11 protein-coding genes are annotated in these 17,459 nt (G+C 51.8%); 6 read left to right on the top strand and 5 right to left on the bottom strand.

The annotated features are described in order from the left end of the window. Positions 1-3 precede the first annotated feature (3 nt). The 5 genes from EG028_RS25805 to EG028_RS25785 all read right to left on the bottom strand — a co-directional run bounded on the left by EG028_RS25805 (position 4) and on the right by EG028_RS25785 (position 10,261). Positions 4-5,067: a PKD domain-containing protein gene (locus EG028_RS25805; RefSeq protein ID WP_120515994.1), complete on the bottom strand. Its 5,064-nt coding sequence runs from the start codon at positions 5,065-5,067 to the stop codon at positions 4-6. Between the two features lie 475 nt (positions 5,068-5,542). After that, positions 5,543-6,571 carry a polysaccharide deacetylase family protein gene (locus EG028_RS25800; protein WP_120515995.1) on the bottom strand — a complete coding sequence of 343 codons (1,029 nt, stop codon included), beginning with the start codon at positions 6,569-6,571 and terminating at the stop codon, positions 5,543-5,545. Positions 6,572-6,680: 109 nt separating this feature from the next. Beyond that, the gene (gene metK / locus EG028_RS25795; protein ID WP_120515996.1) at positions 6,681-7,934 is read right to left on the bottom strand and encodes a methionine adenosyltransferase; all 1,254 of its coding nucleotides are present in this window, start codon (positions 7,932-7,934) and stop codon (positions 6,681-6,683) included. An 18-nt stretch (positions 7,935-7,952) separates the two neighbouring features. Continuing rightward, the gene (locus tag EG028_RS25790; RefSeq protein WP_120515997.1) at positions 7,953-9,335 is read right to left on the bottom strand and encodes a DUF4270 domain-containing protein; all 1,383 of its coding nucleotides are present in this window, start codon (positions 9,333-9,335) and stop codon (positions 7,953-7,955) included. 104 nt (positions 9,336-9,439) lie between these two features. Next, the gene (locus tag EG028_RS25785; RefSeq protein WP_120515998.1) at positions 9,440-10,261 is read right to left on the bottom strand and encodes a glycogen/starch synthase; all 822 of its coding nucleotides are present in this window, start codon (positions 10,259-10,261) and stop codon (positions 9,440-9,442) included. Positions 10,262-10,371: 110 nt separating this feature from the next. Between EG028_RS25785 and panC the strand changes: the two genes are divergently transcribed. The 6 genes from panC (at position 10,372) to panB (ending at position 17,180) form a co-directional block, all read left to right on the top strand. Next, positions 10,372-11,217, top strand: coding sequence for a pantoate--beta-alanine ligase (panC, locus tag EG028_RS25780; protein ID WP_120515999.1), 846 nt, complete (start codon positions 10,372-10,374; stop codon positions 11,215-11,217). A gap of 344 nt (positions 11,218-11,561) precedes the next feature. Further along, positions 11,562-11,906: an aspartate 1-decarboxylase gene (gene panD, locus EG028_RS25775; RefSeq protein ID WP_120516000.1), complete on the top strand. Its 345-nt coding sequence runs from the start codon at positions 11,562-11,564 to the stop codon at positions 11,904-11,906. Positions 11,907-11,934: 28 nt separating this feature from the next. Next, the gene (locus EG028_RS25770; RefSeq protein WP_162946380.1) at positions 11,935-12,957 is read left to right on the top strand and encodes a lysylphosphatidylglycerol synthase transmembrane domain-containing protein; all 1,023 of its coding nucleotides are present in this window, start codon (positions 11,935-11,937) and stop codon (positions 12,955-12,957) included. A 188-nt stretch (positions 12,958-13,145) separates the two neighbouring features. Then, the gene (ppk1, locus tag EG028_RS25765) at positions 13,146-15,302 is read left to right on the top strand and encodes a polyphosphate kinase 1 (RefSeq protein ID WP_120516033.1); all 2,157 of its coding nucleotides are present in this window, start codon (positions 13,146-13,148) and stop codon (positions 15,300-15,302) included. Positions 15,303-15,386: 84 nt separating this feature from the next. Beyond that, complete coding sequence (locus EG028_RS25760; protein ID WP_120516002.1) at positions 15,387-16,280, top strand: Ppx/GppA phosphatase family protein; 894 nt, start codon at positions 15,387-15,389, stop codon at positions 16,278-16,280. 81 nt (positions 16,281-16,361) lie between these two features. Next, the gene (panB, locus tag EG028_RS25755; protein ID WP_120516003.1) at positions 16,362-17,180 is read left to right on the top strand and encodes a 3-methyl-2-oxobutanoate hydroxymethyltransferase; all 819 of its coding nucleotides are present in this window, start codon (positions 16,362-16,364) and stop codon (positions 17,178-17,180) included. The last annotated feature ends 279 nt before the right edge of the window (positions 17,181-17,459 follow it).

The following is a 17,459-nucleotide window of genomic DNA, read 5'->3' as shown; positions in this document are numbered from 1 at the left end:
AGGTTATTGTTTCACAAATTTCCTGACCTCTTTCAGGTCTTTGCCGTTCGTGATCTGGAGTAGGTAAAACCCTTTTGCGAGGCGGCTGATATCGATGGGTTGCTGGATCAGATCTCCCTTTTTGAAGGGCATGCTTTGTTCCAGCCTCCCGGAAGTATTAAAGATATTTACCACCACATTATCAGGCAAAGGATCATTCAGTTTAAGCTGGATAAAGTCAGTAGCTGGATTCGGATATAGTGAGATAGAGACAATATCATGAGCGGGCGGTACTGAATCTCTCAATACCGTGATCCTTACAAGATCGGAAGCGGTCTGCCCCTTATTGTCCGTTACGGTCAGCCTGAATTCATGCACACCGCCGGCAAGGCCCATACGCACTTTTGTAGTAACGCTGCTGGGTGAAAGGATGATGATGCCCTGGTTGCCGGAGACATATTCCCACTGGTATCTTTCGATACTGCCGTCCACGTCCCTCGAAGCGGAGCCATCGAGCGTAAATTCCTCATCTACCGCATTCACCTCCCTGTCTGGCCCTGCATTGGCTATGGGCGCCTCATTCACAGGTTCGTTAGCTTCCAGTACGTTCACCGTTACCCTGTCCTTTGCCGTAGCGTTATCATTATCTGTCACCGTCAGTTCAAACACATAGGTGCCGGCCACCAGGTCATTGATAGCCGTGCCGGCAGCGCCAGGCGTTGCAATGCTCGCGGCGGGGCCGCTTATTTTTTCCCAATGATAGGAAACGACCGTGCCGTCCTCGTCACGGGAAGCAGCGCCATTCAGATCCGCCGTGTTTTCCGGCAGCCTGATGGTGATGTCGCTGCCTGCATTGGCTACGGGCAGTTTATTGTCCACGGATTGTACCGTAACGGTTACCCTGTCTTTGGAAGAAGCATTTTTATCATCCCTCACCGTCAGTTCAAATACATAAGTACCGGCCGTCAAACCGTTCACTAAGGTGGAGGAAACATTGGCATTCGTGATCGTGGCGGCGGGGCCGCTGATCTTTGCCCAGCTGTATGCATTGATAGTCCCGTCTTCATCGGTGGAGGCAGTACCATTGAGCTGTACGGAATTTACCGGCAGTTTGATGGTGATATCGTCCCCCGCCCGGGCTATAGGAGATTTGTTGTCCGCGGCGTTAACAATAACGGTCACCTGGTCCGTGGCGGTAGCGCCCTTGTCGTCTGTCACTCTCAGCTCGAATACATATACCCCGGCTTCAAGACCGCTGATGGAGCTCACTGCCGCGGCAGGCGTGGCAATGCTCACGTCCGGCCCGCTGATCTTTGTCCAGCTGTAGGTATTGACTGTTCCATCTTCATCGGTGGACTCACTGCCGTTCAGCTCAGCGCTGTTGGCCGGAAGAGTGACGGTAATATCACTCCCCGCCCGGGCCACCGGCGGTATGTTCTCCGACGGGTTCACCGTAACGGTAATGCGGTCTTTTGCGGTAGTATTTTTATCGTCTGTCACCGTCAGTTCAAACACATACGTGCCGGCTGAAAGATGGTTGACAGTGGTAAGCGAGGAGGCAGGCGATACGATATTGGCGGCGGGACCGCTGATCTTCGCCCAGCTATAAGAACGGATAGTACCGTCTTCATCGATGGACGAACGGCCGTCCAGGTCAACGGCGTCGGTTGGCAGCGTGATCACGATGTCATCCCCCGCTTCAGCCACAGGCGGTTTGTTGGCCGCCGGGTTCACGATGATGGTCACCTGGTCTTTTGCGGTAATGTTCTTGTCGTCCGTCACGGTCAGTTCAAACACATACGTGCCTGCTGAAAGATGGTTAATGATCGTGATGGCCGAGCCGGGCGATACGATATTGGCCGCGGGGCCGCTGATCTTCGCCCACTGATAGGACTGGATGGTGCCGTCTTCATCGGTGGAGGCATTGCCGTTCACCTCAGCAATGTCCGTAGGCAGGGTGAGCGTAATGTCGTTTCCCGCTTTGGCCACGGGCGGTTTATTGCCCGCCGGGTTCACCGTAATGGTGATCCGGTCTTTTGCCGTAGCGTTTTTATCGTCCGTCACCGTTAATTCAAACACATACGTTCCGGCTACCAGCCCGTTGATAACAGTGATAGCTGAACCGGCCGAAACGATCGTCGCGGCGGGGCCGCTGATCTTTGCCCAGTTATAGGACTGGATGGTACCGTCTTCATCCGTGGATGCATTGGCATTCACCTCCACAACGTTTGCGGGAAGGGTGATGGTAATATCGTTGCCGGCCTTAGCCACCGGCAGCTTGTTGGCTGCCGGATTCACGGTTACGGTTATACGGTCCTGGGAAAAAGCGTCTTTATCGTCTGTAACGGTCAGCTCAAACACGTAAGTACCGGCGGCGAGGCCGGTTACGTCTGTCTTGGAGGCGTTTGGGGATGTTATGGTTCCGTTTCCCCCGCTGATCTTCGCCCAGTTATATGATTTGATCGTTCCATCCGCGTCGGTGGAGGTGCTGCCGTCCAGCGATGCGGTGGTGACAGGTAGCGTAATAGTGATGTCGCTCCCTGCTTTCGCCACGGGAGGTTTATTCACGGCAGTGCCGCCTGTATATTCAAATGCGCCCGCATCGAATACATTGTTGAAGGGTCTTGCATTGCCGTCAAAGTCCAGGTTCACGCCAAAACTTCTCGCATCAATGCCCTTGTCTATAGCCTGGGAACCGGCCAGGAGGCTGTAATCGCCACCTGCCACGTTTTTGTATTCCGCCGCGGCAATGTCCGTCAGCAGCACGTTGTTCGATGTTTTATTATCAACCCCGGTCATGATATTGATGTAAGCCCTGTCTCCCGTCATCGGGGAACCAACTTTCGTGATCAGGTTGTTATATACGATGTTGTTCTTGCCTGTTGTGCCTTTCGAGCTAAGGATCATGACGCCGTGTCTCCTGGCATTTATAATGGTGTTATTGATGATCTCCACCTGGAGGGGCACATATCCGTCGGTAATAGGCCTGTCATCCGCGAAAATAGCATCCTGGCCCACGGTGCCGCCATCCCATCCGGCGTCTATCACGATGTTGTCATATACTTTGGTAAGGCCTGAGCCGAATATCTGGATGCCGCTGCCGGTGCCTTTTTCAACTTTGTTGTTGTAGATCAGGCCGCTGGATGCGCCGCCCATAATAATACCCGCCTGCTGGCTGCCCTTGTTCACCGTTCCGTAGTTGTAGATATCATTGTTGTAGATCTCCACGCCTTCCGGTGCGCTGGCTACCTGGATGCCGTCCCAGCCTGTATTGCGGGTGGTCACATTGTAGATCTTCAGGTTGTAGATGCGCGGGGGCGCCGCCATGATCACGCTGCCGTCCGTACAGGTCACTTCTCCCGGGTTAGGCAGCGTATGACCGATATATAAACCTTCGCCGCCGATATCATGCACATACAGATCGTGCAGGCTTACGTTGCGGATCTTAAAATTCGGGTAATGGGTAGCGGGGTCGCAGTCCGGGTTCACTTTACAAAGCAGGCCCGCGGATGCGCCGGACACCTCGATCCTTTCCGCTTCATAATCGGTACATCCTTTACCCATGGAAAGGCCCGCATTCAAAGGGATGGCATTCGGCCTTCCGTCTACCACAAAACCGTATTTGTCCGCCGTGCCGGAGCCGGTTACTTTAAAGAACTTACACTGGTTGAAGATAAGACCGTATTTACCGCCGTCGCCGATCTGAACGATGCCGCCGCAGTTGATGAACACCAGGGGCTTTTCAGCGGTGCCGGAGTAATTAAAGAATTGCGCGTAGGGATATTTGCCGGCGGGTACACAGATAGTGTCTCCCGGCTGGATATTGTATTTGCTGCCGTCGCTGTAAATACCGCCGTCAGGGCCGGGGGTAATGGTATGACTGCAATGGCAGCCGCCGGCGGGCGGCGGTGTATTGGCTACCACCACGTTTACGGTGCCTGAGCTGGAAATGCCCGCGGCATTGGTAACGGTAAGACTGTATACGTAATTCCCGACAGCCGGGTTGGTGATGTTTGTTTTTGCAGCTGTGGGTGAGCTGATGGCGCCGCCCGTGGGGCCGGAGACCTTTTCCCATTCGTAGCTGGAGATCGTACTGCTGGGCGCGGAAGACCGGGAGCCGTCGAGCGTGACCGCCGTTACGGGAGCTGTAACGCTGATATTATTGCTGACAAAATTTACAACCGGGGGCGGTATTGCCGCCGCCTGCACCACTGCTGTTACTCTTGCTTTGGCGGTTGCATTGTAGTTATCGGTCACGGTCAGTTCAAACACATAGGTACCGGCCACCGTAAGACCGGATGCCGTTGCTCTTGCCGCGGTATTGGGGCTGATGGTGCTGGTGGCAGGGCCGGACACCTGCGCCCATCTGTAAGCTGAAATATTCCCGTCGGAATCGGCGGATGCGCTGCCGTTCAGGCTCACGGAACTAACCGGTAAGGTAACGGTAACGTTCGTGCCGGCATTGGCTACAGGGGGCTTATTGGCAGCCGGGGGCGGCGTTACGCCTCCCTTTTTGAACTGCAGCATCCACTCGTAAATATTCGGATTATTGTACGTATGCGTTGCATCGTACGCCTTGTCCCAGGTATTGGCATCATGGCCGCCGCCTGCGATCACGGTAGAAATAGCTTTTACAGTAGGGTTACAGCTGTTATACCTGGTTTCGAATTTCTCCATGTTGCCGCGGAAAGAAGCATCTCCGCTGGTGCCGCCGGAAAACTGCCACACGGGTACATTGGCTGCAACTACCGTGTTACAGAAATTATCCAGCTTATTTACCGCGATGGCCGCCGGGGAAACGGGCACTATCGCGGCTACATTGTCTGCATATTCTTTGCCGGAGGCTACATAATTCCAGGTACCGTAACCGCCCGCGCTCAAGCCAGTCAGATATACCCTGGTTTCATCCACACGGTATTTCGCCTTCACGTCGTTCATCACATTCTGGATCATGGCCTCACTGGCCCAGCCTCCTGCGATCTGCGGGGATACAACAATAAATTTGTACAATTTGCCGCCTACCGTAAACTCCATTTTCGCCCCCCGGGCTATCGCCTTCGGAAGACCCTGTGCCAACACTTTGTTCACATCCGTCCCGCCTTCGCCAACGCCATGAATAAATATTATAAGGGGATATTTTTCGGTCGTACTGTTGTAATCGGCGGGAAGATGGAGCCACGCACCGGTAGTTCCGGTGGCATTAACCTTTACTTGGATAGCTTTTTGATCGCCTTGCGCAAAACATAGGCAGGAATAAGAGAATAGTAAGGCGGATAGAAAGACACGGTTAAATGCCTTTACAATAGTTCGGTTTTTCACTAAAGGTTAAATTTTACAGATTCTAAATAATACCTTTTCCTAATACAAAGCCCACCTGTTCTCCGTTAATCCTTACAAAAATAACACATAAATGCTACTAATTATAGTGTTTTCAGTAAAAAACACATATAAATTATCTGATCATTTATTAATAAATTTAATGCATAAAATCGTAACCTCCAAATAAAAGAACGAACCGATGTTTTAACGTATTTCTGTATTAATATATTAGAGAAAAAAGGTCTCAGTCACGCCGGATGACGGATTTACCGCGTACCTCCTGCAGTGAATTTAACGCCAGAATGCCTTTCACAGCGGATTCAACAGCAATAGAAGGGCGCTCGCAATTGAACCGGTGCAGGATCTGCGGATAGATCTCCCGCCGCTGATTATTGGTCCCGAACATTACATCCAGCGCCGGAGCCTGGCGCTCCAGCAACCGGTCAAAAAATGCCTGCGGCACCCCCGCGTCGCTATGCGGGAACGCAAATGCCCGGTAATCCAGCCTGAACCGTTCCGTCACAAAATCCACCGACTCCACCGTCTGCCGGATCATTTCCTCCAGCGTAAGCCCCGTATAATACGGATGATCCACACTATGCCCGCCCAGGGCAAACCCCTGCCCTGCCAGCCCGCTGATCTCCTCCGAGGTCATAAAGGGTCTTTTCTCCGCCAGGTACTCCTCCAGCGATATCTCCAGCACTGCCGCCGCCGCCCGGACCATCGCGCGGTTGGCATAAGTAATGCTTTTTATGGCGTCGATCAGCTGCTGTTTGCCGGCAGCAGGCACGGCCAGCGTTTCTCCCAGCGCCTTTAGCGTGGCCGCGCTGTATTGTTTCGTGAGCAGGGCTTCCGTCAGCAGGCTTACGCCGAATTTGTAAAACAGTGTTTTGTTGTCCACAAAAGCGCTGTTCAGGAAAAACACCGCCGGGATCCCTTCCCGGTACAGCAGCGGTGCAATCGTTTCATGTACCTCCCGCAGGCCGTCGTCGAACGTAAGCAGGAAGCTGTGTTCGGGCAACGGCGTTTGACGGCGGATATTTCCGATCACGTCCTGCAAGGTCACCGGTTTAAAATATTTACGCAGGTAATCAAGGTCTTTTTTGAATGCCGCCAGGCCTTTGTAGGGGTACAGGTGTTTGATATGCGGCACATCCACATCCGAAACGAGGTGATGGTAAGGTAACAGCAAACGCTGTGGGGTCAGGCTTTTCAGCAAGGATAAATTAACAAGCCGCACGCCCTTGTAGTAGAGATTTTTAGCGATGCCCATAGTATCAGGAATTCCTTGGGGTGAAAGTTAAAGCTTAATTGATGATACCAAAACAAAACCGGCAGGGAACATACGCTTCCTGCCGGCTTTTTATCTTTAAAGTTCCGTATTACAAGCCGAAGGCTGCCTTCACTTTATCTACGTAGTCCAGTTTCTCCCAGGTAAACAGTTCCACGTCCACTTTCTTTTCGTTCTTTTTACCTGCGTTGAATACTTTGGTCACCGTTTTGCTTTCGCGGCCCATATGACCGTAAGCAGCGGTTTCGCCGTACATCGGGTTGCGCAGTTTCAGGCGCTGCTCGATAGCGTAAGGGCGGAGATCGAAGATCTCTTCCACTTTGCGGGCGATCTCACCATCTTTCAGGCCTACTTTCGCGGTACCGTAGGTGTCCACGAACACGCCGCAGGGTTTGGCCACGCCGATAGCGTAGGAAACCTGTACCAGTACTTCGTCCGCAACACCGGCAGCTACCAGGTTTTTGGCGATGTGACGGGTAGCGTATGCAGCGGAACGGTCCACTTTGGAAGGATCTTTACCGGAGAATGCACCGCCGCCGTGCGCGCCTTTACCACCGTAGGTATCCACGATGATCTTGCGGCCGGTGAGGCCGGTATCGCCGTGAGGGCCGCCGATCACGAACTTGCCGGTCGGGTTGATATGATAAGTGATCTTGTCTGTAAAGAGGCTCTGCAGCTCAGGTTTCAGGCCTTTTTTCACGCGGGGGATCAGGATGTCGATCATGTCCTGCTTGATCTTGGCCAGCATAGCCTGTTCGCTTTCGAAATCGTCGTGCTGTGTGGAGATCACGATGGTATCGATGCGGATGGGCTGGTTGTCATCGGAATATTCGATGGTCACCTGTGATTTTGCATCGGGGCGCAGATATTGGATGTCTTTATTTTCGCGGCGGAGGGCAGCCAGCTCGATGAGGAGTTTGTGTGCCAGGTCCAGCGCCAGCGGCATGAAGTTTTCCGTTTCTTTCGTGGCATAACCGAACATCATACCCTGGTCGCCGGCACCCTGCTCTTCGGGGCTTTTGCGTTCAACACCCTGGTTGATGTCTGGTGACTGTTCGTGAATAGCGGAGAAAATGCCGCAGGAATTCGCCTCGAACATGTACTCGCTTTTGGTATAACCAATACGGCGGATCACTTCACGGGCAATGTCCTGTACGTCTAAATATGCATCTGATTTCACTTCTCCGGCGAGTACTACCTGGCCGGTGGTTACAAGCGTTTCGCATGCTACCTTGGAGGTAAGATCGTAGGCAAGGAAGTTATCGATAAGGGCGTCTGAAATCTGGTCGGCCACTTTGTCCGGATGTCCCTCGGACACGGATTCTGAGGTAAATAAATAAGGCATAAAAGATGAATTCTATGATTATAGTTGAGTGTAAATGATCCTTAGCTTCACATTAGCCGGTGGCGTGGCATTGCCGCCGCCTGCTTTCAATCTTCTCATGTCTATCGGGTAACGGCTGGATAAAGCTTCGAGTTTCAGCACCGAGTTCTCCAGTTTTTTGTCCAGGATGAACTGCAAATGCCGTGCAATATTAAACTTATATTGGACAACTTTATAGGGCCCTACCTCACTAATGACAGTTTTATTACCGCCGAAATACGCCAGGTCAGGCTGCGAGGGGTTTCCGTAGTCTATAAGAAATCCAAGGCTGTCGTGCGTGATATAACGCATCAGGAAGAGGCGGTCCGGTTCGGTGAACAGGTCGTCCCTGCCGCTGCTGCCGCTGTTGATCTCGGTGATCACCAGTTCGGCTTTATTGATTACGGCTTTCGGGATGTTCTCTATCTCAGGCAGCTGCAGCTGTGCATAGATGCCGGGCGCTTCCTGGAGATACAGCAGGTTGTCCCCGCCGGGCCTGTTTGTATTGATATTGTTCGCCACTTCCGTGCCGGTGTAGTTGCGGCTGAAGTAGTTCGCATGCGCGCTGCCGCCTACGCCCGGGTTGGGCACAAACGGGAAGTTCGCAATGATGGAATCTTTCTCTGAGTTTTTATAGTATACCGTCAGGCGGGTCTCGCCGGTGTTCAGGTTGGTGAACAGCATGGTTTTGCTGGCTCCGCTGGTGGTATCCGGCACGATGGCCAGGCCGCCCAGCCATTTGTTGAAGGCGGAGTCCGACAGGAAGGCGCCGTCCGCGCGCTGCTGGAACAGTTCGGTGCCAAATGAGTTGTTCAGCTTAATACGAAGCTGGGGGCCTACTTTGGTACCATATATGTTCAGGGAGTCTTTCGGGTATACCGGGTACACAGTGGCGGAAGCCAGCTGTTTGGACGGGTCGTAAGACAATGCGCGGTCGTAACGGTAATTGGAATCGATCTTAAAGGTTGGCTCGTTCATCCTGTACACGCTGAGGTTCTGCGGAGCATTTTCGCCGTACCATACGGTATCGCAGCCGATATACAGTACCACTGAGTCCACCGTCCAGCCGGTGCCTTCGAAGGTGAATTCCGCCTTGGGAAGGCCTACCTGTGTGTACAGGAAGCCATGGCTTTTGCCAAAGAGAGGGTCGCTGAAACTGCCCAGCGCGCCCACAAAGTTGTCCTGCCCGGTGAAGATGCTGGAATCGATGTTGGCGATATTATGGGTGATCAGCGTATTAATGGTCGTATCTTTTACTATCACCTTATCAGCGCCGGGGATGAGGTCCTTACCGAGTACGGTAGCTTCATTACATCCGGAAAAAGCATAAAGGGCAGTTAAAAAAGCAGCTGCAAAGCCCAGGTTCCTGAAATTGATCTTCACGTAATTGAATTGAACGGTTTGTTGAAAAACTAAAAATAAAAAGTTAAACGCAGGAAACGATGAACACGTTACAGTTTTAACTTTTCATTTTTTGATTCCCAGTCTTATTTAGCGCCTAACAGCTGGTGATAAAGCTGGATGTAATCTGCCAGGTCTTCGTTGTCTTTTTTGAAGGGGAGAATAATTTTGCCTTTCTCGGTCTTCAGTTCATCCACGATCTTTTTATCTGCTTTATCGCTGGTAAGCACCACCGCGTCCGCATATTTGGCAGCTCCTTTATTGAGGGCGGCATTGGTTCCTTCTTTGTAAAGTTCCAGGTCCTTTTCTTTGATCTGGTTGCTGATCACGGCCTTTTTCAGGAAGGTGGCGCCCAGTTTTTCCTTAAAGGAATTGGGCTCCATCGAATAGACCGTCCTGGAATGGGCGAAGACCGGTTCCTTTTTATAGGCCGTCTTCAGGTATACGGGGATGAGGGAGGTCATCCATCCGCTGCAATGGATAATGTCCGGAGGCCAGCCGAATTTCTTAACGGTTTCAAGCGCTCCTTTACAGAAAAATACCATCCGCGCGGCGTTATCGTCGTAAAACGTACCGTCATCGTCATTAAACACAGCTTTCCGCTTGAAATAATCCTCGTTGTCCAGGAAGTACACCTGGAGCCGCGCATTCGGCAAAGACGCCACCTTGATGATCAGGGGATAGTCATCCCCGTCTATCACGATGTTGATGCCGGACAATCTAACCACTTCATGCAACCGGTGCCTCCGTTCGTTAATGTTCCCAAACCTTGGCATGATAACCCTCACTTCAAGACCGGCCTCATTAGATTTGATCGCCATTTTATTGACCATTGCCGCATATTCACTCAGATCAAGGTATGGCGACATTTCCTGGGCAATAAAAAGAATTCTTTTCTTTGTGGACATTTATTGCTGATTATTAATGCAGTTATTTTTAATTTGGCTTGCAAAACTACGAAAAATTTAGGTAAAAAGGGCCAAATTGTCACTTTTAACATCCTTTTAAGCAAAGGTTTATGTATCTATTCAAACGGGTAGCGGATCTACAGGAGGCGCTAGGGCAGGAAAAAAAGGCAGGAAAACGGATCGGCTTCGCTCCCACCATGGGTGCTCTGCACCAGGGCCATATTTCCCTTATCAATGAAGCTAAAACGCAGTGCGACATAGTAGTTAGCAGCATTTTCGTGAATCCTACACAATTTAATGACCCCAAGGATTTCGAGAAATACCCGGTCACTATCAAAGAAGATATCCTCGCCCTCAGCGGGGCCGGCACAGATATACTTTTTCTACCCTCCGTGGAGGAGATGTACCCGGAGGGTGTTAACGGCAAACATCCCCACTATGGCTTCGGATACCTCGAAACTGTGCTCGAGGGCGCCTACCGCCCCAACCATTTCCAGGGGGTCGGCATCGTCGTTCACAAGCTTTTGAACATCGTGGAGCCCGATGACCTCTTCATGGGACAGAAAGATTTCCAGCAATGTATGATTATCAAGCGGTTACTGGAAATAACCGGAATTCCGGCAAAATTACACATTTGCCCTACCCTCCGCGAAACGGATGGTTTGGCCATGAGCAGCCGGAATATGCGCCTCAGCCCCTCCGAAAGGCAAACCGCCGCCCAGATCAGCCGTACGCTTCTTTATATAAAGGAAAATGTAAAGCAGCTCCCCTTTCCGGAAATTAAGCAGAATGCCTGGAAACAGCTGCAAGATGCTGGTTTTCAGCCGGATTATGTGGAGATCGCCAATGCGGACGATTTGCAGTTACTGGATAAACCGCTCCCTTCCGGCCAAATGGTGATGTTAATAGCCGCCAAACTGGGAGAGATCCGCCTGATCGACAATATGCTCACCTAAACCATGTGAAAATAATATCAGTCCTCCTGCCATCCTGACCACATTCCCTACTTAACCACTAGGATATTAACCAGTCATCAAACGGCCATGGTGCCGCATTTGACCGGCAAGGCTACTGACATGCTACTGACATCCTTCGGTGATCCTTCGGTGGTGTTCGGTCGCAGCCCGGGTTTGAGGGTGTTTCACCGAAGGATGACCGAACGATCACCGAAGGATGACCGAAGGATCGCTGATGTTTTACTGACGAAAAAAGCCAGCCTGTCATAACATATTCACAAATACTCCCCTCCGTTCTCGGTATTCATCAAAATTCCTCTACCTTTGCGGACTACACCAGAAATATGTTGATCGAAGTATTAAAATCCAAGATTCACAGGGCGGTTATTACGGAAGCCAATCTGAACTACGTAGGCAGCATCACCATCGATGAAGACCTGATGGAAGCGGCCAACCTGATCGCCAATGAAAAAGTGCAGGTCGTGAACGTGAACAACGGCGAACGCCTGGAAACCTACGTTATCAAAGGCAAAAGAAACTCAGGGGTAGTCTGTATGAACGGCCCGGCAGCCCGCCTGGTAGCCGTGGGAGATGTGGTGATCATTATCTCCTATGCCACCATGGACTTCGAAGAAGCCAAAAAATTCACCCCCATCGCCATATTCCCGAAAGAAGGCAACAAATTATAGATTGGTTCACCATTATCAGCACAAACAAATGCCTAAACTGCTCAAAACCATTTTAAAGTTCATCGGTTTTCTGGGAATTGGCATCCTGCTGATTTGGCTGGTCACCAAAAATCTCACCCCCTCACAGGTTGAAGAAATCAAAGACGCCCTCCGCAGGGCGAACTACTGGATATTGCTGCCCGCCGCGGTACTGGGTTTTCTCAGTCACTGGGTACGGGCCATGCGCTGGCGCCTGCTTTTTTTCCCGCTCGGTTATCAGCCCCGTAAACTCAATACCTTTTTTGCCGTGATGATAGGTTACCTCGTGAACCTCGCCGTGCCCCGCCTGGGAGAAGTGACCCGCTGCGGCATCCTGGCCCGGTACGAAAAGATCCCGGTGGATAAACTCGTGGGCACTATGATCGCGGAAAGAGGTTTTGACCTGATCTGTCTCATTATCCTCATCACCGTCACCATCCTGGTGCAGGTAGATGTGGTGGCCGGCGTGGTGGAAAGTTATATTACAAACCCGCTGAACAATATGTACCAGAACGCCAGCGTGAGCCGCCTGCTGATCATCCTGGCCATTATCGCCGGGGTGGTACTGCTGTTCGTGTGGCTGCTGCGCCGCTTTGCCCGCACCAAAGCCGCCATTGCCCTCCGCGCACTGATCCGCGGCGTGATGGAAGGCATCTTCTCCGTGTTTAAAATGAAACAAAAGGGCTGGTTCCTTTTTTATACCGTGGCTATGTGGCTGCTATACTTCTCACAGGTATACATCGCCTTCCGCTGCCTGCCTGAAACCATGGGCCTGGGCGTAAAAGCCGGCCTGTCCATCCTCGCGTTCGGCAGTATAGGCATGATCGTTACCCAGGGCGGCATCGGTGCATACCAGATCATCGTGCAAAATACCCTCGTGCTCTATGGCATCCAGCAAACCATCGGTTACGCCTTCGGCTGGATCATCTGGGTGGCCCAAACCCTGCTGGTGATCGTACTGGGCCTGCTCAGCATGCTGGGATTCCCCGTGTACAACAAACATTACCAGCCGGCTCCCAGGAAAACAACATAAACTACTTACCGGAGAAAAAGGTGCGGATCCTCCCCTTTCTGATGCCTTACTACTGCCACGGGTTAAACAATCCGGCGGGAATTGTGTAATTTAATGAAAAGATAACACGGACTCTAAGGCCTTGTTGGTGAGAAATTTATAACTTCCGCGTGCCGCGTATTATGCCCGCGCCTCAAATCATCGTGAATATGAAATTGGACTCCGCCGCCAGCGCTTTAGAGCCGGTAAAAACAAAAAAACCGCCGGTGAAAAAAACAACGAAAACCAGCAAAGCAGTAACCTCTAAAAGAAAGACCATTGTCAGGGACATCAGCTGGCTCTCCTTCAACGCCCGTGTATTGCAGGAAGCCGCGGACACCACGGTACCCCTCTACGAAAGGCTCCGCTTCCTCGGCATCTTTTCCAATAACCTCGACGAATTTTTCCGCGTGCGCGTGGCCACCCTCAAAAGGATGGACAACATCATGAACCGCACCGCCAAAATGCACCTCGAAGAAAATCCCGACGAGATCCTGCAGGATATCCAAAGCACCGTGATCAGCCAGCAGGCTGAATTTAACCGCATCTGGCACGAGATCGAGGAAGAACTGAAACACGAAAAGATCACCCTCCATACGGAAAAGCAGCTCAACCGAGAGCAGCAGAAGTTTGTACAGAACTACTTCAACGAAGAAGTGCGCACGAACATCATTCCCCTCATGATAGAAGGCATCCAGCAAATGCCCTACCTGCGCGATAAATCCATTTATCTCGCCGTGATGCTGGCGAAGGAAGACAATTCCATCCGCCAGAAATTCGCCCTCATCGAAGTGCCCAGGGCCGTGCTGAGCCGTTTCCTCATCCTGCCTTCCAAAGAAGGAGAGCACAGCATCATGCTGCTGGAAGACGTGATCCGGTACAACCTGCCGCATATCTTTTCGTATTTCGGGTACGACAAGTTCTCCTCCTGGGTCATCAAAGTGACCCGCGACGCGGAGCTGGATATAGACAACGACATTTCCACCAGCATCATCCACCAGATCGAAAAAGGCATCAAGGCGCGCCGCAAAGGCAAGCCCGTCCGTTTTATATACGACCAGCAGATAGACCCGCTGCTGCTGGAATACCTCATGCGCAGGCTGGGCCTTTCCAAAAAGGACAACCTGATACCCGGCGGCCGCATTCATAACTTCAAGGACTTTATGGACTTCCCCGAAAAGGTGTTCACCCGGGAACGTATGCGCCGCAAAGTACTCACCCATCCCCTGTTCCACAACGCGCCCAGCGTGATGAAAGTGATGCAGGAACAGGATGTGATGCTGCACCTGCCCTATCATTCTTTCGATACCGTGATAGACCTGCTTCGCGAAGCGGCCATGGACCCGGAAGTGACCACCATCAAGATCACCGCCTACCGCCTGGCGCGGAACAGCAAGATCATCAACGCCCTGATCAACGCCGTGCGCAACGGCAAACAGGTAGTGGTAGTGCTGGAGCTGCGCGCCCGGTTTGACGAGGAAGCGAACCTGCAATGGAAAGAACGGCTGGAAGAAGATGGCGTAAAAGTGATCCTGGGCGTACCGGGCATGAAAGTGCACGCCAAACTCTGCGTGATCAAAAAACGCACCGGCAACACCACCACCCAGTTCGGCTTCGTGAGCACCGGCAATATGAACGAAAGGACCGCCAAAGTATACGGCGATCATTGCCTGCTGACCTCGAACCGGAACATCATGGCGGACATCAACCGGATATTCGCCTACCTGGAAAGCCCGCGTCACGACGTGAAGTTCCTCCAGGCCTGCAAAACGCTGATCGTAAGCCCTTATAACATGCGGAAGTTTTTCCTCCGTATGATAGACCGCGAGATCAGGAACGCCCGCCGCAAAAAACCGGCATCCGTCATCCTGAAAATGAACTCCCTCTCCGACGATGAGATGATCTCTAAACTCTACGACGCCGCCAAAGCCGGTGTGGAGGTAAAACTCATCATCCGCGGCATCTGCTGCGCCTATACGGAGAACAAAAAGTGGAAACGCAATATGGAAGCGGTGAGCATCATAGACGAATACCTGGAGCATGCACGTGTGTTCGTATTCCACAACAACGGGCAGGACAAAGTATACATCGCCAGCTCCGACTGGATGATCCGCAACCTGGACCACCGCGTGGAGGCCGCAGCAGCCATAGAAGACCCTTCCATCAGGCAGGAACTGATAGAGATCCTCAACATACAGCTGAACAGCAATGTGAAAGTGCGCATCATAGACAACGATCAGCGCAACGCATACAAACATGCAAGTGGCCGTAAGATGCGCGCCCAGCTTGAGATAGGAAAATACCTTGCGGAAAAGTCATATTCCTGATCAATTGCGTTTCGATTTCAGCAGCGTTTTAAATATCTTTGAGCCTGTTGTAGTGTGTACACGTTATTGTTAATCTGAACAGGCATGAAGCTGGCAGCAATAGATATCGGATCCAATGCGGCGCGTCTGCTGATTTCGGAGGCTTCTCCCAAATCTACCGGCGAAATGGACTTCACCAAGGTAAACCTGGTGCGTGTACCCCTGCGTTTAGGTATCGACGTGTTTTCCACCGGCGCCATTTCAGACAAACGGGCGGACAGCCTGGTGAATACCATCAAAGCCTACAAACTGCTGCTGGACGTGTACGAGGTGAAATACCTCAAAGCCGCCGCCACCTCCGCCATGCGCGACGCGGCCAACGGGAAGGAAATACTGGAAAGGGTGAGGAACGAAACAGGGATGGACATCAAAGTGATCACCGGCCAGGAAGAAGCATCCTACATTTACGAAAATCACATTGCCGAAAACCTCGATAAAACCAAAGGTTACCTTTATATAGACGTAGGCGGCGGCTCCACCGAGCTCACCTTTTTCAGCGGCAACCGCCTCGTGTTCAAAGAATCCTTTAACATCGGCACCATCCGCCTGATGCAGAACCAGGTGAAAGAATCGCACTGGCAGCAGATGAAGGATTTCCTGCGGCAGCAATTGCGGGCATACGGCCCCGTAGTGGCCATCGGGTCCGGCGGTAATATCAACAAGATATTTTCCATGTCCAAAAAGAAGGAAGGCAAACCCCTCACCCTGGACCTGCTCAAGGATTATTATAAAGAATTCAGCAACTTCACCGTGGAAGAACGCATCCACGTATACAACCTCCGTGAAGACCGCGCAGACGTGATCGTGCCCGCCCTCCAGATCTACGTGAACGTGATGCGCTGGATGGACATCCCCGAGATATTTGTGCCTAAAATAGGTCTTGCGGACGGTCTTGTACGCTCCCTCTACAACGAGATCAGCAAGCTCAGCGTTACCTGACATCAAAAAAATGCAGTCAAATCCGAATTATGTTGCAACTTTGTGGATTCCCGGGGTTGGCCGGGTATAAATTTATCTGCAATGTCTGCTGTAAACAAAGAGATCAAACGCATCACCACGCATATCCTGCAAAAAATGAAGACCGACGGCGAGAGAATATCCATGCTCACCGCTTACGATTTTTCCATGGCAAGGATACTGGATGATGCGGGGATAGACATCCTGCTGGTAGGCGACTCCGCCTCCAATGTAATGGCAGGCCACGAAACCACGCTGCCCATTACCCTCGACCAGATGATCTACCACGCTTCTTCCGTAGTGCGGGCCATCCGCCGGAGCTTTGTGGTAGTGGACCTTCCGTTCGGCTCTTACCAGGGCAACAGCAAAGAAGCCCTCATTTCCACGATCCGCATCATGAAAGAGACCGGCGCGCACGGTATCAAGATCGAAGGCGGGGAAGAAGTGATAGAATCCGTAAAAAGGATCATTAGTGCAGGCGTGCCCGTGATGGGCCACCTCGGCCTCACGCCGCAGTCCATTTACAAGTTCGGCACCTATGCCGTACGCGCCACGGACGACGTGGAAGCGACCAAACTGCTGGCGGACGCCAAACTGCTCCAGGAAGCAGGCGCTTTTGCACTGGTGCTGGAAAAAATACCCGCCATGCTGGCCAAACAGGTAGCCGAGCAGCTTACGATCCCCGTGATCGGCATCGGTGCCGGCAAATATGTGGACGGGCAGGTGCTGGTGATGCACGATATGCTGGGTATCAACAAAGAGTTCAAGCCCCGCTTCCTCCGCCGCTATCTGAACCTGTACGACGATATCTACAAAGCCACGCAGGAATACATCCACGACGTCAAAAGAAGGGACTTCCCGACGGACCGTGAGCAGTATTAGCCACCGTGAGGCGGTATAACTGCTTCATATGTACATGAACGTTACCGGCGTTGCCGGTGTATATAAAAGATCCCCGGGGCCTGTGCTCCGGGGATCTTGCATTTTACCAGTTACTTGCGCCAGCGGTGACTTTGTTTGGGGCGTCTTTGTTAAAAAGGTCGTCATTGCGTATTCTAAGATAAAGAGACTACCAAAAAAAAATTCAGGCCGCTGCTAAATAGTTCTTATCAAAAGGCGTTTGGCGTTTTATGACAGCAAACATTCTGTAAATGAGTTTAT

Source organism: Chitinophaga barathri, assembly GCF_003807585.1.
Classification (GTDB): Bacteria; Bacteroidota; Bacteroidia; order Chitinophagales; family Chitinophagaceae; genus Chitinophaga; species Chitinophaga barathri.
The sequence above is the reverse complement of the archived record's forward strand: the minus strand, read 5'-3'. Positions and strand labels throughout refer to the sequence as shown.

What these genes read in the sequence shown, in the direction of transcription:
- EG028_RS25800 (WP_120515995.1), bottom strand. Translation starts at nt 6,571, where the DNA reads ATGGGCATCGCTAAAAATCTCTACTACAAGGGCGTGCGGCTTGTTAAT.
- metK (WP_120515996.1), bottom strand. Translation starts at nt 7,934, where the DNA reads ATGCCTTATTTATTTACCTCAGAATCCGTGTCCGAGGGACATCCGGAC.
- EG028_RS25785 (WP_120515998.1), bottom strand. Translation starts at nt 10,261, where the DNA reads ATGTCCACAAAGAAAAGAATTCTTTTTATTGCCCAGGAAATGTCGCCA.
- panC (WP_120515999.1), top strand. Translation starts at nt 10,372, where the DNA reads ATGTATCTATTCAAACGGGTAGCGGATCTACAGGAGGCGCTAGGGCAG.
- panD (WP_120516000.1), top strand. Translation starts at nt 11,562, where the DNA reads ATGTTGATCGAAGTATTAAAATCCAAGATTCACAGGGCGGTTATTACG.
- EG028_RS25770 (WP_162946380.1), top strand. Translation starts at nt 11,935, where the DNA reads ATGCCTAAACTGCTCAAAACCATTTTAAAGTTCATCGGTTTTCTGGGA.
- ppk1 (WP_120516033.1), top strand. Translation starts at nt 13,146, where the DNA reads ATGAAATTGGACTCCGCCGCCAGCGCTTTAGAGCCGGTAAAAACAAAA.
- EG028_RS25760 (WP_120516002.1), top strand. Translation starts at nt 15,387, where the DNA reads ATGAAGCTGGCAGCAATAGATATCGGATCCAATGCGGCGCGTCTGCTG.
- panB (WP_120516003.1), top strand. Translation starts at nt 16,362, where the DNA reads ATGTCTGCTGTAAACAAAGAGATCAAACGCATCACCACGCATATCCTG.